This is a genomic window from Roseovarius sp. (assembly GCF_027019125.1).
Classification (GTDB): domain Bacteria; phylum Pseudomonadota; class Alphaproteobacteria; order Rhodobacterales; family Rhodobacteraceae; genus Roseovarius.
Genome location: NZ_JALUXE010000033.1, coordinates 24512 through 42478 on the forward strand (window position 1 = coordinate 24512; position 17967 = coordinate 42478).

Here is a 17967-nt window from a genome sequence, read left to right on the forward strand (position 1 = left end):
CGAGCCGCAATTCAGAACTCTTTCCCCGAATACCGAGTTGCCCTAACGTCTTCCTTGGGGAGGACGGCCGGGATGAACTTCAAGCAATTGACTTATTTCATCGCTGTGGCGGAGGAATTGCACTTTGGCCGCGCCGCGGAGCGGCTCGACATGGCGCAACCGCCGCTCAGTCGTCAGATCAAGCAGATCGAAGAGGAGTTGGGCGCGATCCTCTTCAACCGGGGCCGCAGCGCCATCAGTCTCACCCAGGCGGGCGAGCGGTTGCTGGAGCGCGGGCGCTCGATCCTGGCGCAGCTGGACGACACCAAGCTCGAGGTGCGCCGCCTGGGTCAGGGGGCCGAAGGGCGGCTGCGCGTCGGCTTTGTCGGCTCGGCCACCTTTGGCATTCTGCCCACCATCATCAAATCCTTTCGTGCCAATTACCCTGAGGTCAATCTGAGCCTCAACCCGATGAACAATGCGCAATTGCACCGCGCCCTTGTCTCACGCGAGCTGGACGTGGCCTTTGCCCGGCCCGCGTTGAAGGATCCCGAGTTCGTCACCAAGGAGTTGATGGAGGAAAAGCTGATTCTCGCCCTGCCCGACACGGTCGACACCGGCGGGCGGACGGTGGCCAAGCTCGAACGGCTCGAGACGCACAACCTTGTGCTCTACCCCGAGTATCCGCGGCCCAGTTTCGCCGATTTCGTGCTCAATGCGGTCGAGGCGGCGGGGTTTACCGCGCCCTTGCGCCTCTGGTGCATGGATCTGCAAACCGCGCTCAGCCTTGTGGCGATTGGCGAGGGCGTGTGCATCGTGCCCGAGTCGGTCGCGACCGCGCCGCGCAAGGGCATGAAATTCCTGCGGATCGAGCCGGAGATTGCCCGCACCAGCCTGTCGGTCAATCACCGGCTGGATGAACAGGGCGTGCATGTGCACAATTTCGTGCAGCTTGCGCAAAAGGTCGCGCGCAAGCAGTTCTGAGCGGCGGGCATGACGCCCGCCGCCTCGGGTGTCAGCACGGCACGGTGCGATAGGTGCCGTCGCCATTGGCATAGGCGCATTGATTGCGCGCGGTGTTGCGCGCGACCAGCGTGCCCGCTGCCGCCCCGGCCAGCGCCGAGACAATCGTCCAGTCGGAATCGGCATCAAAGGCCGAGGCGAGCAAGGCACCCCCGGCAGCACCCGCCGCACCGCCAACAAGTTCCCGGTCGCTGACGCCCTGCATGCACCCCGCCAAGGCAAGGCTGGTAACGCTGGCAAGAATGAGACTGCGGTTCATGGTCTTTCCCTTCCGTTTCTTGGATTGCTCATGTTGTCCAAGATAACGTGGAGGAACGGGATTTGTTCCTGCGCCACGCTCTGTCGGCAGGGGATTGCCGGTCAGAGCATCGGCGGCGGCGGTCTGCGCCGCGCCCCCGAGAGCGCATTGCCCGCAATCGCCCCCAAGAGGATCGTCCCGCCAATGAGGGTGTTGGTCGTCGCCGTTTCGCCCAGGATCAGCCAGACCCAGACCGGCCCCAGCACCACCTCGGCCAGCGACAAGAGCGTGAGTTCCGCCGCAGGCACGGTGCGCGACCCAATGGTGTAGAGGATCAGCCCCAGCCCCACCTGAAACACCCCCATGCCAAGCGACAGCGCGGTGTCGGCGTTGGAAATCCGAAGTGGTAACCCCAGCCAGAAACAGATCGCCGCCATGAGGCCCATGCCGAAAAGCCCCGAAAGAAAGATCGCGGGCATCATCTCGGTCGCCTTGCCCCACCGCAGGGTGATGGTGAAGGTGGCAAAGCCCACCGCCGAACCGATGGCCGCGAGATTGCCCACAAGTGCTGCACCCCCGAACTTGTCCCAGACCATCACCGCGATGCCACAGCCCGCCACCACGATGGCGACCCAGGTTTGCGGCCGGACGTATTCGCGCAGCACAACCCGCCCGAGGATCGCGGCCAAGAGCGGCGAGCAGGCAAATAGCATCATCGCATTGGCAACCGACGTAGTCTGGATCGCAAAGATAGCACCCGTATAGGCCGCCACCAGCGAAAGCCCGCCAATCACCCCCGGCCAGCCCATCTGCAGCGCGAGGCGCAGCGCATCCTGCCCCGTGCGCAGGCGGATCACCACATAAAGCAGCAGGGTCATCGAGGCCGAGCGATAGAACAGGATCTGCCAGACCTGCGCCTCGTCCACAAGACGGATACCAAGGCCCACCGTGGACCAGACCAGACCGGCGAGAAACACGAAGAAACAGCCACGCAGATCGCGTTCAGGCTGGATCGTCAGGGTTGTCATAGGCTGCTTTCTTCGTCGGGGATTTGCGGCGGCAGGGGGCTGCCGGGGGCAAAGATCGCCTCGGCGGTGACCGGCGTTGCATCGCTCTGACGCGACGCGCGCAGTTCCCGCCAGCCAAGGTAAAGACCGGAGGCGGTGATCATCACCATGCCCGCGAGGGTATTGAACGCCGGCACCTCATCCCAGAGCACATAGGCCAGCAGGGCCGCGAAGGGCAGATAGGTATAGTCAAATGGCGCCACGAGGCTGGCATTGGCCACCTGATAGGCCCGTGAGACAAGCGTATAAGCCGCCATGCCGATGGCCCCCAGGAGCGCAAGACGCGGCAGGTCGCTCAGGACCCCGGGCGGCAATTCCCAACGCAAGTGATGGGTGGCGGGGGTGATCGTGATCACCTGATTGACCAGCCAGCCCATCGGCAGGATCAGGATGCCGGCGAATGTCAGGGTATAGAGGCCAACGGTCAGCGTGCTCTCCCGGTCGCCGATCTGACGGGCGATGATCTGGGAAATCGCATAGGTCACCGCACAGAGCAGAGGCAGGACCGCGACAAGGGAAAAATTCTCGCCCGCCGGGCTCATCGCGATGAGCACGCCCACAAACCCCGCCACGAGGGCAATCCCGCGATGCCAGCCGATCGTTTCGCGCAGGAACACCGCCGCGAAGAGCGCGGTGATGAGCGGCGCGGAGAAAAAGATGGTGCTGACCTCGGCCAGACCCATGAACGGGAAGGCCGCGTAGAACATCGAAAAGCCCGAGGCAAAAAGGAAGGCACGCATCAGATGCAGCGGCCAGAGTGGCGTCAGCAGGCGATGCGGCTTGCCCAGCCACAGGATCAGCGGCGTCATCACCAGAAGCGTCACCACGGAGCGCACGAAGATCAGCAGCCAGACCGGATAGATGGTCAGCAGCGTCTTCATCATCGCGTCCTGACCGACAAAGAGCAGCATGGCGATCTCGACGCAGAGTATCCCTTGCAGCGCGCGTGAAGGCGCAGAGGCGGGCTGTGCCGATAGCGTGGCCATGACGATCCATTTCTTAGCTGTTGGCGCGCGGCCACTGATCCGCAGGCTGAGCAGATCGAAACCGGCTGTCGCGCCATTTTGCGACGTGATCGCGGAAAATCAGGGGAACCCGTCACCTGGTCCGGCCCTGCGCGAGACGGGGGCGCGGCAGGGCGTTGAACGGGATCACTTGCGGCACGGAACGTGCGCAGGTAAACGCGAAACAATCTTGCGCAAAGCAAATATCTTGCGGAACAAATCTCTTGTAAACTTATAGACAAGCCCCGCACGCCTGTTGTAAAAAAATTCTCGTATCTCTCGCCTCCCCCGGAAAGGACACGCCAGATGCCGGACCGGCTCTTGATCGGCACCAGAATACGCGAGCGGCGGGTTCTGAACGGCATGCGGCAATCCGATCTGGCGCAACGGGCCGGGATTTCGCCCTCTTACCTCAATCTGATCGAACACAACCATCGCCGGATCGGGGGCAAGACCCTGCTCAAACTGGCCGAGGCGCTCAAGGTCGAGCCATCGCAACTGACCCAAGGGGCAGAGGCCACGTTGATTTCAGGCCTGCGCGAGGCGGCGGGCAAACCCCGTTCAGATGGGCCGGAACTGGACCGGACCGAGGAATTCGCCGGGCGCTATCCCGGCTGGGCCAGCCTCTTGAGCGATCTGCATCGGCGCACGCAGGCGCTGGAGCGCACCATCGAAACCCTGACCGACCGTTTGGCGCATGATCCCTTTCTCGCGGATTCGCTGCATGAGGTGATTTCCGCCGTGACGGCCATTCGCGCCACCTCGTCGATCCTCGTGGAAACCGAGGCGATCGAACCCGAATGGCAGGCGCGGTTTCACCGCAACATCAACGAGGACAGCGCCCGCCTGACCGAAGGCGCGCAGGCGCTCGTGCGCTATCTCGAAGCCGCGCCAAATACCGAGGCGGAGCTGACATCGCCGCAGGACGAGATGCACGCCTATCTGGCCGCGCGCGGCTATCACCTGCCCGAACTGGAACGCGAAATGGCGGGGCCGCGCGATGTGGCGCGGCTGATCGAGGCGGCGGCGGCCGAGGGCATGTCCGCCCCCGCCCAAAGCCTGACGCGCGAGGCGCTCTTGCGTTACATGGAGGATGCGGCCGCCCTGCCCCTCCGGGCCTTTCTGGCGCGGGTGGGCACGCTTGGATTGCGCCCCGACCGGCTGGCCGAGGCCACGGGAACGGACATGGCGCGGGTGTTCCGCCGTCTGGCCAGCCTGCCCGAGGCCGAGGTGGGGCCGGTCGGGTTGGTGATCTGCGATGCCTCTGGCACGCTCACCTTTCGCAAGCCGATTGCCGGGTTCGCCACACCGCGCATGGCCGGGGCCTGCGCGCTCTGGCCGCTCTATCAGGTGCTGAGCCAGCCGCAGGTGCCCCTGCGCTTGCGGCTGCGACAGGCCGGACGCGGCGCCGAGGTGATCGAGGCCTTTGCGGTCGCCGCCCAAACCGGGCCCACAGGCTTTGACCGCCCGCCGCTGATGCAGGCGCTGATGCTGATGCGGCCGGACCCCGGCGAGGCCGGCGGCCCGGTGCGCCCGATGGGGGTGAGTTGCCGGATATGTCCACTGGCCGATTGCGCCGCTCGACGCGAGCCGTCGATTGTCGCGGAAGGGATGTGACCGCGTGGGCGCACAGAGAATCAATGGCACGGCAAAGACCGCGCGCGCAACGGAGGGGAGGCCGGTTGCATGAGTAAGAGGGTTCTGGTGATCGAGGATGAGCCGAACATCATCGAGGCTGTCAGCTTTATCCTCTCGCGGGATGGCTGGGAGGTAAAGACCCATGCCAATGGACATGATGCGATGGAGGCGGTGCGCGCCCGCGCCCCCGACCTCATCATTCTCGACGTGATGCTGCCCGGCAAGAGCGGCTTTGACATCCTTCAGGAAATCCGCGCCGATGCCGTCTATGGCCACACGCCCGTGCTGATGCTTACGGCGCGCGGCCAGACCAAGGATCGCGAGATGGCAGAGCGCGCCGGGGCCAGCCAATACATGACCAAGCCCTTTTCCAACGCCGATGTGCTGGCCGCGGTGCGGGCGCTGGTCGTGCCATGAGCGCCGAACGCGGCCCGCTGTTTCTGGCGCGGCGCACCTATCGGTTGCGGCGGCTGTCGGATGCGGCGCGGATGCTGCCGATTGCCGGGGCGGTCCTGTTCTCGGTGCCGCTCTTGTGGGAGGCAGGGGGCGTGCGCACCACGCGCGCGATGCTCTATATCTTTGGCCTCTGGATCGCGCTGGCGGGGATTGCCGGCGTGATTTCGGCCCGGCTGCGCCCGACCGAGAGCGAGGACGATCCAAAGGGGCCACAGGAGCGATAGATGACGATCCTCAACGTCCTGATCCTCGTCTGTATTCTCTATGTGGTGTTTCTCTTTGCCGTGGCCTTTGCCGCGGACCGCGCCGCCTTGCGCGGGCGCGGGAGCTGGCTGCGCTCGCCCTTTATCTACACGCTGTCGCTGTCGATCTATTGCACCGCCTGGACATTCTATGGCGCGGTCGGATTCGCCGCCCGTTCGGGGCTGGAATTTGTCACGATCTATCTGGGTCCGACGCTGATCATGATCGGCTGGTGGTGGACCCTGCGCAAAATGGTGCGGGTGGGGCGCAGCCAGCGGATCACCTCGATCGCCGATCTCATTTCCTCGCGCTATGGCAAGTCCAACCTGCTCGCGGTGATCGTGACCGTGTTGGCGGTCATTGGCACGACGCCTTATATCGCGCTGCAACTGCAATCGGTGACCCTGTCCTTTGCGGCCTTTGCCGAAACGGACCCCACAGCCACGACATTGCCGGACATGCAATCCACCGCGCTCTGGGTGGCGGGAGGGCTGGCGCTCTTCACCATTCTCTTTGGCACCCGCAATCTGGATGCGAACGAGCGCCATCATGGTGTGGTCATGGCCATCGCGCTTGAGGCGGTGGTCAAGCTCTTTGCCCTGCTGGCTGTCGGGATTTTCGTGGTCTGGGGCCTGTCGGGCGGGGTTGCGACCACGCTCGACCGCATCGACGCCTCGGCCATTGCGCGGTTCGAGGTGTCGGGCAGTCGCTGGATCGGTCTCACGATGCTGTCGGCGGTGGCATTTCTGTGCCTGCCCCGCATGTTTCAGGTGATGGTGGTCGAGAACGAGGACGAGGACCATTTGCGCACCGCTGCCTGGGCGTTTCCAACCTACCTCATGCTGATGAGCCTCTTTGTCGTGCCCATCGCGGCGGTGGGGCTGGAACTGATGCCAACAGGCGCTAATCCCGATCTCTTCGTGCTGACCCTGCCCTTGATGGACGGGCGCGACGGGCTGGCGATCCTGTCTTTTCTGGGGGGGTTTTCCAGCGCCACTTCAATGGTGATCGTGGCGGCGATCGCGCTCTCGACCATGGTGTCGAACCATGTGGTGATGCCCCTCTGGCTGCATTTTTCAGGCGGGGCGGCGATGGTCTCGGGGGACGTGCGGCATGTGGCCTTGCTGGCGCGGCGGCTGAGTATCGCGGGTGTCGTTCTATTGGGCTATGTCTATTTCCGCCTGTCGGGGGGCGGAACGGCCCTTGCGGCCATCGGGTTGATTGCCTTTGCCGGGGTCGCGCAATTCATGCCCGCGCTGATGGGTGGCCTTTTCTGGCGGGGGGCCACGCGCACCGGGGCGCTGGCGGGTCTCATCGTCGGGGCGGTGGTGTGGATCTACTGCCTGTTTCTGCCCAGTTTCGGCCCCTCGGTGGTGCTGCCGCAGGTGGTCTTTGACGAGGGGCTCTTTGGCCTGCAGTGGCTGCGGCCCCGCGCGCTCTTTGGCACCGAAGGCATGGATCCGGTGGTGCATGCGGTGCTCTGGTCGCTGTTGCTGAACACGTCTGCCTTCATCCTTGGCTCGCTCCTCAGCTTTCCGCAGCCGGTGGAACGCTTGCAGGGGGCGCAATTCGTCAATGTCTTCGATCATTCCGGCACGCCCGGCGGCTGGACCGGCGGCATGGCGCAGAGCGAAGACCTGTTGATCATGGCGCAACGCATCATGGGGGCCACCGAGGCGCAAGCGCTCTTTGCCGAGGCCGCAAGGCGACAGGGGCTGGCGGGGTATCTGCCCGAACCCAGCCCCTCGTTCCTGCAAGAGCTCGAACGCGAGTTGTCGGGCTCTGTCGGGGCCGCGACGGCACATGCCATGATCAGCCAGATCGTCGGGGGCGCGGCGGTCTCGGTCGAGGATCTGATGGCGGTGGCGGATGAAACCGCGCAGATCATGGAATATTCCAGCCAGCTCGAGGCGAAATCGCAGGAACTGGCCCGCACCGCGCGCCAACTCCGGCAGGCCAATGAGAAACTGACCCAGCTTTCGGTGCAAAAGGACGGGTTTCTGAGCCAGATCAGCCATGAACTGCGCACGCCAATGACCTCGATCCGCGCCTTCTCGGAAATCCTGCGCGACACGGGCGATTTGACCGCGGAAGAACAGAGTAAATACGCCTCGGTGATCCATGACGAGGCGGTGCGCCTGACGCGGCTCTTGGATGATCTGCTGGACCTGAGCGTGCTGGAGAATGGTCAGGTGGTCTTGCATGTGCAGCGCGGATCGCTGGCCGACCTTCTGGACCGGGCCGAGCGCGCGGCAGGGGTGCAAGGGGGCGCGCTCAGGGTGGTCCGCGACCGCGTGGCGGAAGCTGTGGACTTGACCACCGATCTGGACCGGCTGGTGCAGGTCTTTATCAACCTCATCGCAAACGCGCGCAAATACTGCGACGGGCAGCCGCCGATTCTGACGATTCGCACGGCGGTGATTGATGGGGAACTGGTGATCGACTTTACCGACAACGGATCGGGCATCGCGCCCGCGCAACAGGCGGTGATATTCGAGAAATTCTCGCGCATAGGCCAGCACAAGGCCGGGGGCGCGGGTCTTGGCCTGGCCATCTGCCGCGAGATCATGGCGCGTTTGGGCGGCGCGGTCAGCTATTTGCCGGGGCAAAAAGGGGCCGCATTCCGCGTGACCCTGCCGCTGAGCGCGCGCATGGCCGCACAATAGGTCAGAGTTTTTCCAGCCGCCTAAAGAAAATCGTAACCAAGCCTGCCTAGGCTCAGCCCGACAGCTTCAGAAAGGGGCGATGGCGCAGGGTATGGGATCGCAGGATCACAGTTCGGTCATTCAGCGGATGGCGCAAGCCGCACGGGACGGGTCCGACAGCCGCCAGATGACCCCGGTCAAGGCGCTGCGCCTGGCCTTGGCGCGCGCGGCGGACACCCTTCTGGGCCTTGGCCTGACGGTGGCCACCGTCGAACAGATACGCGTGCCGCTTGCCGATGTGGGGCACAGCTTGGGCGACGGAGGTCTCCTTGTGTTGTTGGAGGGGGCTGGGGGTGCCCGCGGCGCGCTCTGTCTTGATTCGCAATTCCTTGCCGGGCTGATCGAGGTGCAGACCACGGGCGCCGTGCGCCCCGGCATGGCACGACCACGCGCGGCCACACGCACCGACGCGGCAATGGTCGCCCCCCTGATCGACGCGGTTCTGGCTGATTTCGAGGGCCAGTTGGCGCAGGACCCCGACGCGCCGCCCGCTCGCCACTTTGCCTTTGGCGATATGGTCGAGGATATGCGCGGTCTGCTGCTCTTGCTGGTGGCCCCGGATTTCGAACTGCTGCGCCTCACCGTCGATCTGGGACCGGGGGCCAAGACCGGGCGCCTTGACCTGCTCTTGCCCGTGATCGCACCGCCGGCACGCGCCACCGCCGGTCAAACCGCAAGCGCCACAATCGAGCCCCCTGCTCATCTCGATCAGGTTGTGTCCAAGGCTCCGGTGGTGCTCGACGCGGTCATGGCACGGTTACGCCTGCCCCTGCGTGATATTCTGGCGCTGAAACCCGGCGATCTGCTTCCCCTCCCGCGAGAGTCGCTGAGCGAGACCCAGCTTGTCGGCACGCGCGGGCATTTGGTGGCCACGGCAGAGCTTGGGCAAATGAACGGCGTGCGCGCGCTGCGCCTGATCGCGGGGGCGGCCTCGCCTTTGCCAGACCCGCCGGACCCGGTCGCGGAGCCCGCCCCTGTGGCCGCCCGAAGCGGCTCCGATCTTCTGCCTGTCGAGGCTCGGACCCTCACCGATCATCCGATGTAGCCCAGCGCTACCACGCCGATCTGCTTTCTCTTGACCTGCATCAATAACCCAAACACCGTCGTCTGATAGGGTATCCGAAATGATGGAGGCTTTGGATGATCGAGACGGAACGATATCGATTGGCGCTGATGGCGCGACTTGGCGAATTGGACAAACGTCTGCATGCCATTGAAGCAGAACTCGATTCGACCAAATCCAAGGATTGGGACGATGCCGCGATCGAGCGTGAAGGCGACGAGGTGCTGGAGCATCTGGGCCAGCACGGTCAGGAAGAAGTCGCGCGAATCCGCGCAGCGCTTGACCGCATTCGCAAGGGCACCTTTGGCACCTGCGCCCGTTGCGAAGAGCCGATTGCGGCGGATCGTCTGGATGTCTTGCCAGAAACACCGCTCTGCCGGACCTGTGCCGCGCAAGTTTCCTGAGTCAGTCACGCGACTGTTACGGGGTCTCGATAAAGTCTCGAACTGCGGCACGAAACACGCTAAGGTTGCATTGCCACCAGGGAGGACCACCATGATCAACACGCGCACCGAGCTTGACCGCCTTGAGCATCAGATTGGACAGGCCAATCCCGACATCCGCCACAAGATGGAGCCGCAATTGCGCCGGATGATCGAGCGGTTGCATAACGAAGGCATCGCCGTTCCGGAGGAAACCAAGAGCCTGCACGAGCTGCTCTTGTGCGAGGCTATCGAGGCGCAGTTCGACAACATGCCCGTCTGAAACTGCCAGTTTTTCCGTCCCAAGCTTGCGCAGGAGGAAATTCCCCGTAGAACTTGTACGTAGAAGCGTTTTACGGGTGGGACGGAGTGACGGGGCAGATACGTCAGGAATTGCGGGACGGGGTGGCGGTGCTGCTGCTGGATCGTCCCGTGGCCAATGCGCTGTCCCCTGACTTGCGCGCAGAGCTTGCGGGCGCGTTGGATGGCGCGGCCACGGCAGACGAGGTGCGCGCCGTGGTCCTTGCGGGATCAGGCGCCGGGTTTTCCTCTGGTGTCGATCTCACGGAATATGACGGCCCGCTGGCAGAGCCGTGGATTGACACGCTCTGCACGCGGATCGAGGAATTTGCCAAGCCGGTGGTCACTGCACTGCACGGTGCGACCTTTGGGGCCGGTCTGGCGCTGGCCCTCGCATCGCATGCCCGTGTTGTGCAGGCCGAGGCGCGACTGGCCTGCCCTGAAATCACGCTTGGCATGGTGCCGGGTGGCGGCGTGACGCAACGCTTGCCGCGCCTTCTGGGGGCGCAGGTGGCGCTGGAAATTCTGTTGACGGGGCAGACCCTGCGCGCCTCCGATCCGCGACTGCGCCGTCTCTTTTCCCAGATCACGACGGATGATCCCCTGCCCGCCGCGGTCGATCTGGCCCGCAAGATGGCGGATCAGGGCCAATGGCGCCGCAGCCAGGACGCCACGCGCGGTCTGTCTGATCCGGCGGGCTATCAGCGCGCCATCGCCGCCGTCGCCGAGCGGCTCAAGGGACAGAGCGGCGCGGCGTCCGACATAGTGCGTGCGGTCGAGGCCGCGCAGCTTTTGCCGTTCCCGCAGGGGCTGGCCTTTGAGGCGACGCTGTTTGACGATCGGTTGCGCAGCCCAGAGGCGCGCGCGCAGCGGCACATTTACGCCGCCGAGCGCCGGGCCTCGGGCATGCCCGAACGCGCGCAGTCCCCGACGCGTGACATGACCCGAATCGCGCTTGCCGGGACGCGGCTTGGGGATGTGGCGCTGCTGCTCATGGAGGGCGGCAAGGAGGTGCGCAGCGATGCACCAGACCTGCCCGCCAGCGTGTCGCGCGCGCTCGACGGGCTCGTTACCCAAGGCAAGATCGAAGCCGCCACCAAAAGCGCCTATCTTGCGCGGCTGCAAAGTGGCACGGGCCCCGCTGATCTGGCGCTCTGCACGCGCGGCTCAGAGGCCGCGAATGTAGCGCTCAGCCTGCCGCTCGACGATGGGCGCGGTCTGGCAGGTGCGGCTCTGGGTTTCCGGCTCTACCGGCCTGCGCAGAGCGTGCGGCTGGCAGAAGTCGCCGTATCCGAGGCCGCCGATGCCGGAACGGTCGCCAGCCTCGCGCGGCTCTGCACCGGGCTGGGCGTGACCATGGTGCGCGCGGCGCAGCCTGCGGCGGGGCCGGGGCTGGGGCATGTCCTGATGGGCGCGGTTGCCCTGGCCGGGCTGGAACTGGTGCGCCGGGGCGTGACACCGCAGCGGGTGGACCAGGCGGCGCAGCGGCTCGGGTTTCGGGCGGGGCCGTTTCTCATGATGGATGTCGAAGGTTTGCCGGTGGTGGCAGCACGGCTGCGTGCGGTGGCCGAATGGCTGGGATGCCCGTCCCCCGGCGCGGATGATCCGCTGGCCGAACGGCTGGCCAAGGGGGCGGTCGGGCGCGCGGTCGGCCGCGGGTTTTATGATCACCCGAGTGAGGGGCCACGCCCGTCAAAGAGCATGGCGGGACCGGGACGCGATCCGTCCGAGGTGCTGGGCGCCGTGCTGCCACGGCACGCGCTGCACGCGGCCCTTGTGGGGGCGGCGATGCGGCTCTTGGCCCGCGGCGCGGTGCAGCGCGCCTCGGATCTCGACGTGCTGATGGTGCGCGGCTATGGTTATGAGCGCAAGCAGGGCGGGCCGCTCTTTGCCGCCGATCAGCGCGGGATGCTGGCCATCTTGCAGGATTTCAAGGCGCTTGCCGCGTTGGGCAGCCCGCTCTGGGAGGTGCCGCCAATGCTGCGCGAGATGGTCAAGAATGGCGAGGGATTCTTTGGTCGGCGGGCCGATACCTGAAGCGCTCAGCCGAGCAGGATGCCCACGACGACCATCATCAGCCCGATCACCGACAGAAACAGCGCGCCGGTGTTGAGCGGCACGATCCTTTGCACCGCTGCCCGCAATTCCGCATCCGACAACCCGGCCTTGCGCGCGCGCCAGACCTTGACGATGCACCAGATCAAGGTGGCCAGACCCGCCAGCGACAGGGCGGCCCCAGACCAGATCATATACTCCATTGCCACCTCCCCGGCCGGTTATCGCCCCGGCGCTAGAGCAATTTTTCCACCATTGCAAGCCGCGCCGCAGATGTCCCTTGCACCCTATCCGGCGGGGCGCTAGTCAGAAACCCCAACCGACCGGAGATCAGGCCATGGACGATATGAATTCCGACAGCAACTACCGCGTTACCGCCGATGAGTTGCGCCAGTTCATCGAACGGTTCGAGCGGCTCGAGGCCGAGAAGAAGGACATTGCCGACCAGCAAAAGGAAGTGATGGCCGAGGCCAAGGGGCGCGGCTATGACACCAAGGTCATGCGCAAGGTGATCGCGCTGCGCAAGCGCGACAAGGATGACATCGCCGAAGAAGAGGCGGTTCTCGAAATGTACAAGGAAGCCCTGGGCATGATGTAACCGCGCCCTCGCGCACGGATTTCAGCAAGGCGCGCCAGTCTGGCGCGCCTTTTTCTTTGTGCCATGGCCCGGCAGCGGACATGGGGCAACCTTTCGGTGCGGGTATCACCCAAGACCCGCAGCATCATCGACTTGCCCCGCCGTCACAGGCAATTTGCACCTCAATGCAACACTGACATGTGGTGAACGCCGTGACCAAGATCGACCAGATCGAAACGATGATCCTCGATATTCCGACCATCCGGGGCCATGTCCTGTCGATGGCGACGATGCGGGTCCAGACCGCCGTTCTGGTGCGCATACGGTTCTCGGACGGGTCCGAGGGGATTGGCGAGGGCACCACCATCGGCGGGCTGACCTATGGCCCCGAGAGCCCCGAGAGCATCCAATCCGCGATCGACACCTATATCGCCCCTGCCCTTCTGGGGCGCGCGGCGGATGATGTGAACGGCGCGCTGCAGCTCATCGACCATCTGGTCAAGGGCAACCGCATTGCCAAGGCCGCGGTGGAAATCGCGCTTTGGGATGGGTTGGCGCGGCGTCTGGGCGTGTCGGTGGCACAGCTTTTCGGCGGCGGCGTGCATGCGCGGCTGCCGGTGGCCTGGACGCTCGCCTCTGGCAATTCCGATACGGATATTGCCGAGGCGCAAGAGATGATCGCGACCCGCCGCCACAATATCTTCAAGCTCAAGATCGGCAAACGCTCGGTGGCCGAGGATGTGGCTCATGTTGCGCGGATCAAGTCCGCGCTGGGCGATGCCGCCAGCATCCGCGTCGATGTCAATCAGGCCTGGTCGCTTCAGGATGCGCGGTGGGGGCTCAGGGGCCTTCAGGATGTGGGCTGCGAGTTGGTCGAACAGCCGGTGCGCGCGCGCTATCTCAATGCGCTGCGGGAATTGACGCGGGACCACGAGATCGCCGTGATGGCCGATGAGGCGCTGAACGGCCCAGAGGATGCCGTGAGCATCGTGGCCAAGAATGCCGCAGACGTGTTCGCCGTCAAGGTCGCGCAATCGGGCGGGATCAAGCGCGCGTCCGAAGTGGTGGCGATCGGGCAGGCGGCGGGTCTGGGTCTCTATGCCGGCACGATGCTGGAAACCGGGCTTGGAACCGCCGCTGCTCTGCAACTCTTTGCCGGGGTTGAGGAATTGCGTTGGGGCTCCGAGCTCTTTGGCCCTCTCCTCTTGACCGAGGACATTCTGGCCACCCCGATCCGCTATGCCGATTTCACCGTCGAGGTGCCGCAGGGCGCGGGCATTGGCGTGGCGCTCGACCACGACAAGGTCGAGTTTTTCCGCCGCGACCGTACGCGGAGCCTGAAAACCGTGGCCGGTGAGTAACCGGCCCAAGACCCAAGACTTTTCCGGAGGAGGAAAGACGATGTTTACCCAATCCAATCTCGACGAACTGGAAGGCCGTCTCGACGGTATCGTGCAAGAAGATGCCGAGGCGGGGATTTTCCGTGCGCGGCGTGACATGTTCACCGATGAGGAACTGTTCGAGCTTGAGATCAAGCACATCTTCGAGGGTAACTGGATCTACATGGCGCATGAAAGCCAGATCCCCAATCCCGGCGATTACTTTACCCTGACCATGGGGCGCACGCCGGTGGTGATCACCCGCGACAAGGACGGCAATCTGAACGCATTGGTCAATGCCTGCTCGCATCGCGGCGCACAGCTCTGCCGCTTCAAGCGCCGCAATCAAAAGACCTTTACCTGCCCCTTCCACGGCTGGACCTTTTCCAACACCGGCAAGCTTCTCAAGGTCAAGGATCCCAATGGCGCAGGCTACCCCGAGCAGTTCAACAAGGATGGCAGCCACGATCTGACCAAGGTGGCGCGGTTCGAGAATTACCGCGGCTTTCTCTTTGGCTCGCTGAATGCCGACGTCGCCCCTCTCGAAGAGTATCTGGGCGAGGCGCGCAAGATGATCGACATGATCGTCGATCAATCCGACGAGGGGCTCGAGGTGCTGCGCGGCTCGTCCACCTATACCTTTGACGGCAACTGGAAATTGCAGGCCGAGAATGGCGCTGATGGCTATCACGTCTCGGCGGTGCATTGGAACTATGTCGCCACCACATCGCACCGCACGGCGGATGGCAAGGAAGACAAGATCAAGGCGACCGATGCCAGCAAATGGGCCAAGCAGAAGGGCGGGTTCCATTCCTATGTGAATGGTCACCTGCTGCTCTGGACCGCGTGGTCGGACCCGACCAACCGCCCCAACTATCCGCGCCTTGCGGAATGGACCGAGAAATACGGAGCGACCAAGGCCGAATGGATGGTGGGTGTGCTGCGCAATCTCTGCCTCTATCCCAACGTGTTCCTGATGGATCAGTTCAGCAGCCAGATCCGGGTGTTCCGCCCCGTGAGCGTGGATAAGACCGAGGTCACGATCTATTGCATCGCGCCCAAGGGCGAAGCCCAAGAGGCCCGCTCGCGCCGCATTCGTCAGTACGAGGATTTCTTCAACGCCTCCGGCATGGCCACGCCTGACGATACCGAGGAATTCCGCGCCACGCAGCGCGGCTATGCCGGGGCCGCCCATGCCAAGTGGAATGACATCTGCCGGGGCGCGACCCAGTGGATCCACGGCCCGGACGAGGATGCCAAGGCGCTTGGCGTGAACCCGATCCTGTCGGGGGCCCGCACCGAGGACGAGGGTCTCTTTGTGATCCAGCACAAGCAGTGGTCCGAGCGGATGGCGCAGGCCATCGCCAAGGAACGCGCCACCGCATCCGACGCCCAGGTCGCGGCTGAGTGAGGAGGAGAGACCATGACAACCGCAACACTTGACCGCCAGAGCACCGAGGCCACCATGACCTACGAGGAAATCCAAGCCTTTCTCTATGCCGAGGCCCGCGCGCTCGATGATCGGGACTGGGACAATTGGCTGACCTTCTATCACCCGGATTGCCCGTTCTGGATGCCGGCGTGGGATGACGAGGATCAACTGACCGAGGATCCGCAAAACGAGATGTCCCTGATCTATTATCCCGACCGCTCGGGCATCGAGGATCGCGTGTTCCGCATCCAGACGGATCGCTCTTCGGCCACGTCCCTGCCAGAACCGCGCACCAATCATTACCTTGCCAATATCGAAGTGCTGAGCCGCGAGGCAGGCAAGATCACGCTGCGCTTCAACTGGCACACGCTGACCTATCGCTATGGCAAGACCGACCAGCACTGGGGCACCTCGTTCTACACGCTTGATGTGACGGGGAAAAAGCCGCTGATCACCGACAAGAAGGTCGTGCTCAAGAATGACCAGATCCACCATGTGATCGACGTCTATCACATCTGAGACCAGGACCGGCGCGTGCCCGAGGGCGCGCGCCAGCAGAGGGGAGGAGCCCGCCATGACCAGCTACAACATCGCCCTGAATTTCGAGGATGGCGTGACCCGTGTCATCCAGTGCGAGGATGACGAGAAAGTCACCGAAGCCGCCTTTCGGCAAAAGATCAACATTCCGATGGATTGCCGCGACGGGGTGTGTGGCACCTGCAAATGCTTTGCCGAAAAGGGCAAGTATGAGCTGGAATTCTACCTCGACGAGGCGATGACCGAGGACGAAGCGGCAGAGGGCTACGTGCTGACCTGCCAGATGATGCCGCAGAGCGATTGCGTGGTCCGCGTGCCGGCCTCCTCTGCCGTGTGCAAGACCGCACCCGAGGCGATCAGCGCCGAAGTTTTGGGCGTGGACCGCCTGTCCGAGACCTCCTTTGGTCTGCGGGTCAAGCTGGCCAAGCCGATGGGGTTCCTGCCCGGTCAATATGTGAATGTGAGCGTGCCCGGAACAGAGGCGCACCGCTCGTATTCCTTCTCCTCTGCCCCCGGCGCGGAGGAGGCCACATTCCTCATCCGCAACATTCCGGGCGGGGTCATGAGCCGCTATCTGGGCGAGCGGGCCACCCCCGGCGATGCCGTCACGCTGACGGGGCCGATGGGTGCCTTCTACCTGCGGCCCATCACGCGGCCGCAACTGTGGCTGGCGGGCGGCACGGGTCTTGCCCCGTTCCTCTCGATGCTGGAGCAGGTGGCCGTGCAGGGCTCGGATCAGCCGATCACGCTCTACTATGCCGTGACCCGCGCCGCCGATCTGGTAGAGCTGGACCGGGTGACGGCACTGGCCGAGGCGATTGGTAATGTGACTGTCATCACCGTTCTGGCCGATCAGAACGAGGCGCATGATCGCAAGGGCTTTGTCACCGATCATGTGACGGCCGAGGATCTCAACGACGGCGATTGCGATGTCTACCTTTGCGGCCCGCCCCCGATGGTGGACGCGGTGCGCGCGCATTTCGCGCAACTGGGCGTAACCCCCGCCGCGTTCCATTTCGAGAAGTTCAACCCGACCGAGACAGAGGCAGCGGCCGCATGACACCGCGTTTCACAGGCAAGGTGATGGTCGTGACCGGCGCCGCCCAGGGGATCGGGCGCCGGGTGGCCGAACGCGCCGCCGCCGAGGGGGCAAAGGTGCTGGTCGTGGACCGCTCCGAGCAGCGCGAGGCGGTGGTCGCGGCGATCCGTGACGCAGGCGGCGAGGCCCAGGCGCTCAACGTCGATCTGGAAACATGGGACGGCTGCGACGCGGCCATCGCAACGGCGGTCAAGACCTGGGGTCGGATCGACATTCTGATCAACAACGTGGGCGGCACGATCTGGGCCAAACCCTATGAGCATTACGCGCCCCATGAGATTGACGCCGAGGTGCGCCGCTCTCTCTTTCCGACGCTCTATTGTTGCCGGGCCGCGATCGAGCGGATGTTGCCGCAAGGCGCGGGCGTGATCGTCAATGTCTCGTCCATTGCCACGCGCGGCCTCAACCGCGTGCCCTATGCGGCGGCCAAGGGCGGGGTGAATGCGATCACGGCGAGCCTCGCCTGGGAAGTGGCCGAACGCGGTATCCGCGTCGTGGCCACCGCACCGGGGGGCACGGAGGCGCCGCCGCGCGTGGTGCCGCGCAACCCCAATGCGGCGGAGGAACAGCGCGCCGACTGGTATCAGACCATCGTCGATCAGACGATCCAGTCCAGCCTGATGAAACGCTACGGAACACTCGACGAACAGGCAGGGCCCATCCTGTTCCTGGCGTCGGATGAGGCCTCTTACATCACCGGCGTTACCGTGCCGGTGGGCGGGGGCGATCTTGGATAGACCCTGAGGAGGG

The 17967-nt window shown here is 64.5% G+C and carries 19 protein-coding genes; 15 read left to right on the forward strand and 4 right to left on the reverse strand.

From position 1 onward, the window contains the following. The first annotated feature begins 72 nt into the window (after window positions 1-72). Entirely contained in the window at window positions 73-963 is an 891-nt protein-coding gene (locus tag MVC20_RS15850) for a LysR substrate-binding domain-containing protein (protein WP_297543128.1), read from the forward strand. Window positions 964-994: 31 nt separating this feature from the next. Here the strand turns inward: MVC20_RS15850 and MVC20_RS15855 are convergent, their stop codons facing one another. From MVC20_RS15855 to MVC20_RS15865, 3 genes are all read right to left on the reverse strand, one after another. Continuing rightward, window positions 995-1261 carry a glycine zipper 2TM domain-containing protein gene (locus MVC20_RS15855; RefSeq protein WP_037270631.1) on the reverse strand — a complete coding sequence of 89 codons (267 nt, stop codon included), beginning with the start codon at window positions 1259-1261 and terminating at the stop codon, window positions 995-997. A gap of 101 nt (window positions 1262-1362) precedes the next feature. After that, window positions 1363-2268: a DMT family transporter gene (locus MVC20_RS15860; RefSeq protein WP_297543131.1), complete on the reverse strand. Its 906-nt coding sequence runs from the start codon at window positions 2266-2268 to the stop codon at window positions 1363-1365. After that, a complete protein-coding gene (locus tag MVC20_RS15865) occupies window positions 2265-3293 on the reverse strand; it encodes a DMT family transporter (protein ID WP_297543133.1) in 1029 nt (342 codons plus the stop codon). Before MVC20_RS15865 ends, MVC20_RS15860 begins: the two co-directional genes overlap by 4 nt. 324 nt (window positions 3294-3617) lie before the next feature. On the opposite strand from MVC20_RS15865, the gene MVC20_RS15870 reads away from it, so the two are divergent. The 8 genes from MVC20_RS15870 (at window position 3618) to MVC20_RS15905 (ending at window position 12175) form a co-directional block, all read left to right on the forward strand. Next, window positions 3618-4928 (forward strand): helix-turn-helix domain-containing protein, encoded by a 1311-nt coding sequence (locus MVC20_RS15870; RefSeq protein WP_297543135.1) that lies wholly within the window; start codon window positions 3618-3620, stop codon window positions 4926-4928. Between the two features lie 69 nt (window positions 4929-4997). Beyond that, on the forward strand, window positions 4998-5366 hold the full coding sequence (locus MVC20_RS15875) for a response regulator (RefSeq protein WP_037270623.1): 369 nt from the start codon (window positions 4998-5000) through the stop codon (window positions 5364-5366). Continuing rightward, window positions 5363-5629 carry a hypothetical protein gene (locus tag MVC20_RS15880; RefSeq protein WP_297543137.1) on the forward strand — a complete coding sequence of 89 codons (267 nt, stop codon included), beginning with the start codon at window positions 5363-5365 and terminating at the stop codon, window positions 5627-5629. Before MVC20_RS15875 ends, MVC20_RS15880 begins: the two co-directional genes overlap by 4 nt. Next, window positions 5630-8314 carry an ATP-binding protein gene (locus MVC20_RS15885; protein WP_297543139.1) on the forward strand — a complete coding sequence of 895 codons (2685 nt, stop codon included), beginning with the start codon at window positions 5630-5632 and terminating at the stop codon, window positions 8312-8314. A 79-nt stretch (window positions 8315-8393) separates the two neighbouring features. Beyond that, window positions 8394-9398, forward strand: coding sequence for a FliM/FliN family flagellar motor switch protein (locus MVC20_RS15890; RefSeq protein ID WP_297543142.1), 1005 nt, complete (start codon window positions 8394-8396; stop codon window positions 9396-9398). A gap of 95 nt (window positions 9399-9493) precedes the next feature. Further along, window positions 9494-9820, forward strand: coding sequence for a TraR/DksA C4-type zinc finger protein (locus MVC20_RS15895; RefSeq protein WP_297543144.1), 327 nt, complete (start codon window positions 9494-9496; stop codon window positions 9818-9820). 91 nt (window positions 9821-9911) lie between these two features. Next, a complete protein-coding gene (locus MVC20_RS15900; RefSeq protein ID WP_297543146.1) occupies window positions 9912-10121 on the forward strand; it encodes a hypothetical protein in 210 nt (69 codons plus the stop codon). Window positions 10122-10207: 86 nt separating this feature from the next. Next, complete coding sequence (locus MVC20_RS15905) at window positions 10208-12175, forward strand: enoyl-CoA hydratase/isomerase family protein (RefSeq protein ID WP_297543148.1); 1968 nt, start codon at window positions 10208-10210, stop codon at window positions 12173-12175. A gap of 5 nt (window positions 12176-12180) precedes the next feature. Here MVC20_RS15905 and MVC20_RS15910 read toward each other — a convergent pair whose 3' ends face one another. Next, on the reverse strand, window positions 12181-12396 hold the full coding sequence (locus tag MVC20_RS15910; protein ID WP_297543150.1) for a hypothetical protein: 216 nt from the start codon (window positions 12394-12396) through the stop codon (window positions 12181-12183). A gap of 134 nt (window positions 12397-12530) precedes the next feature. Between MVC20_RS15910 and MVC20_RS15915 the strand changes: the two genes are divergently transcribed. From MVC20_RS15915 to benD, 6 genes are all read left to right on the forward strand, one after another. Next, entirely contained in the window at window positions 12531-12791 is a 261-nt protein-coding gene (locus MVC20_RS15915) for a DUF2312 domain-containing protein (RefSeq protein WP_008281976.1), read from the forward strand. Between the two features lie 191 nt (window positions 12792-12982). After that, window positions 12983-14131 carry a muconate/chloromuconate family cycloisomerase gene (locus MVC20_RS15920; protein ID WP_297543153.1) on the forward strand — a complete coding sequence of 383 codons (1149 nt, stop codon included), beginning with the start codon at window positions 12983-12985 and terminating at the stop codon, window positions 14129-14131. Between the two features lie 40 nt (window positions 14132-14171). Then, on the forward strand, window positions 14172-15560 hold the full coding sequence (benA, locus tag MVC20_RS15925) for a benzoate 1,2-dioxygenase large subunit (RefSeq protein WP_297543155.1): 1389 nt from the start codon (window positions 14172-14174) through the stop codon (window positions 15558-15560). Between the two features lie 12 nt (window positions 15561-15572). Further along, window positions 15573-16100, forward strand: a complete 528-nt coding sequence (benB, locus tag MVC20_RS15930; RefSeq protein WP_297543157.1) for a benzoate 1,2-dioxygenase small subunit — start codon at window positions 15573-15575, stop codon at window positions 16098-16100. A gap of 55 nt (window positions 16101-16155) precedes the next feature. Next, window positions 16156-17178 carry a benzoate 1,2-dioxygenase electron transfer component BenC gene (benC, locus tag MVC20_RS15935; RefSeq protein ID WP_297543159.1) on the forward strand — a complete coding sequence of 341 codons (1023 nt, stop codon included), beginning with the start codon at window positions 16156-16158 and terminating at the stop codon, window positions 17176-17178. Continuing rightward, a complete protein-coding gene (benD, locus tag MVC20_RS15940) occupies window positions 17175-17954 on the forward strand; it encodes a benzoate diol dehydrogenase BenD (protein ID WP_297543161.1) in 780 nt (259 codons plus the stop codon). The genes benC and benD overlap by 4 nt, the downstream gene beginning before the upstream one ends. The last annotated feature ends 13 nt before the right edge of the window (window positions 17955-17967 follow it).

Coding starts and splice junctions, on each gene's coding strand:
- benC (WP_297543159.1), top strand. CDS start 16,156: ATGACCAGCTACAACATCGCCCTGAATTTCGAGGATGGCGTGACCCGT.
- MVC20_RS15895 (WP_297543144.1), top strand. CDS start 9,494: ATGATCGAGACGGAACGATATCGATTGGCGCTGATGGCGCGACTTGGC.
- MVC20_RS15850 (WP_297543128.1), top strand. CDS start 73: ATGAACTTCAAGCAATTGACTTATTTCATCGCTGTGGCGGAGGAATTG.
- benB (WP_297543157.1), top strand. CDS start 15,573: ATGACAACCGCAACACTTGACCGCCAGAGCACCGAGGCCACCATGACC.
- MVC20_RS15900 (WP_297543146.1), top strand. CDS start 9,912: ATGATCAACACGCGCACCGAGCTTGACCGCCTTGAGCATCAGATTGGA.
- MVC20_RS15860 (WP_297543131.1), bottom strand. CDS start 2,268: ATGACAACCCTGACGATCCAGCCTGAACGCGATCTGCGTGGCTGTTTC.
- benA (WP_297543155.1), top strand. CDS start 14,172: ATGTTTACCCAATCCAATCTCGACGAACTGGAAGGCCGTCTCGACGGT.
- MVC20_RS15910 (WP_297543150.1), bottom strand. CDS start 12,396: ATGGAGTATATGATCTGGTCTGGGGCCGCCCTGTCGCTGGCGGGTCTG.
- benD (WP_297543161.1), top strand. CDS start 17,175: ATGACACCGCGTTTCACAGGCAAGGTGATGGTCGTGACCGGCGCCGCC.
- MVC20_RS15855 (WP_037270631.1), bottom strand. CDS start 1,261: ATGAACCGCAGTCTCATTCTTGCCAGCGTTACCAGCCTTGCCTTGGCG.
- MVC20_RS15915 (WP_008281976.1), top strand. CDS start 12,531: ATGGACGATATGAATTCCGACAGCAACTACCGCGTTACCGCCGATGAG.
- MVC20_RS15890 (WP_297543142.1), top strand. CDS start 8,394: ATGGCGCAGGGTATGGGATCGCAGGATCACAGTTCGGTCATTCAGCGG.
- MVC20_RS15870 (WP_297543135.1), top strand. CDS start 3,618: ATGCCGGACCGGCTCTTGATCGGCACCAGAATACGCGAGCGGCGGGTT.
- MVC20_RS15875 (WP_037270623.1), top strand. CDS start 4,998: ATGAGTAAGAGGGTTCTGGTGATCGAGGATGAGCCGAACATCATCGAG.
- MVC20_RS15885 (WP_297543139.1), top strand. CDS start 5,630: ATGACGATCCTCAACGTCCTGATCCTCGTCTGTATTCTCTATGTGGTG.
- MVC20_RS15880 (WP_297543137.1), top strand. CDS start 5,363: ATGAGCGCCGAACGCGGCCCGCTGTTTCTGGCGCGGCGCACCTATCGG.
- MVC20_RS15865 (WP_297543133.1), bottom strand. CDS start 3,293: ATGGCCACGCTATCGGCACAGCCCGCCTCTGCGCCTTCACGCGCGCTG.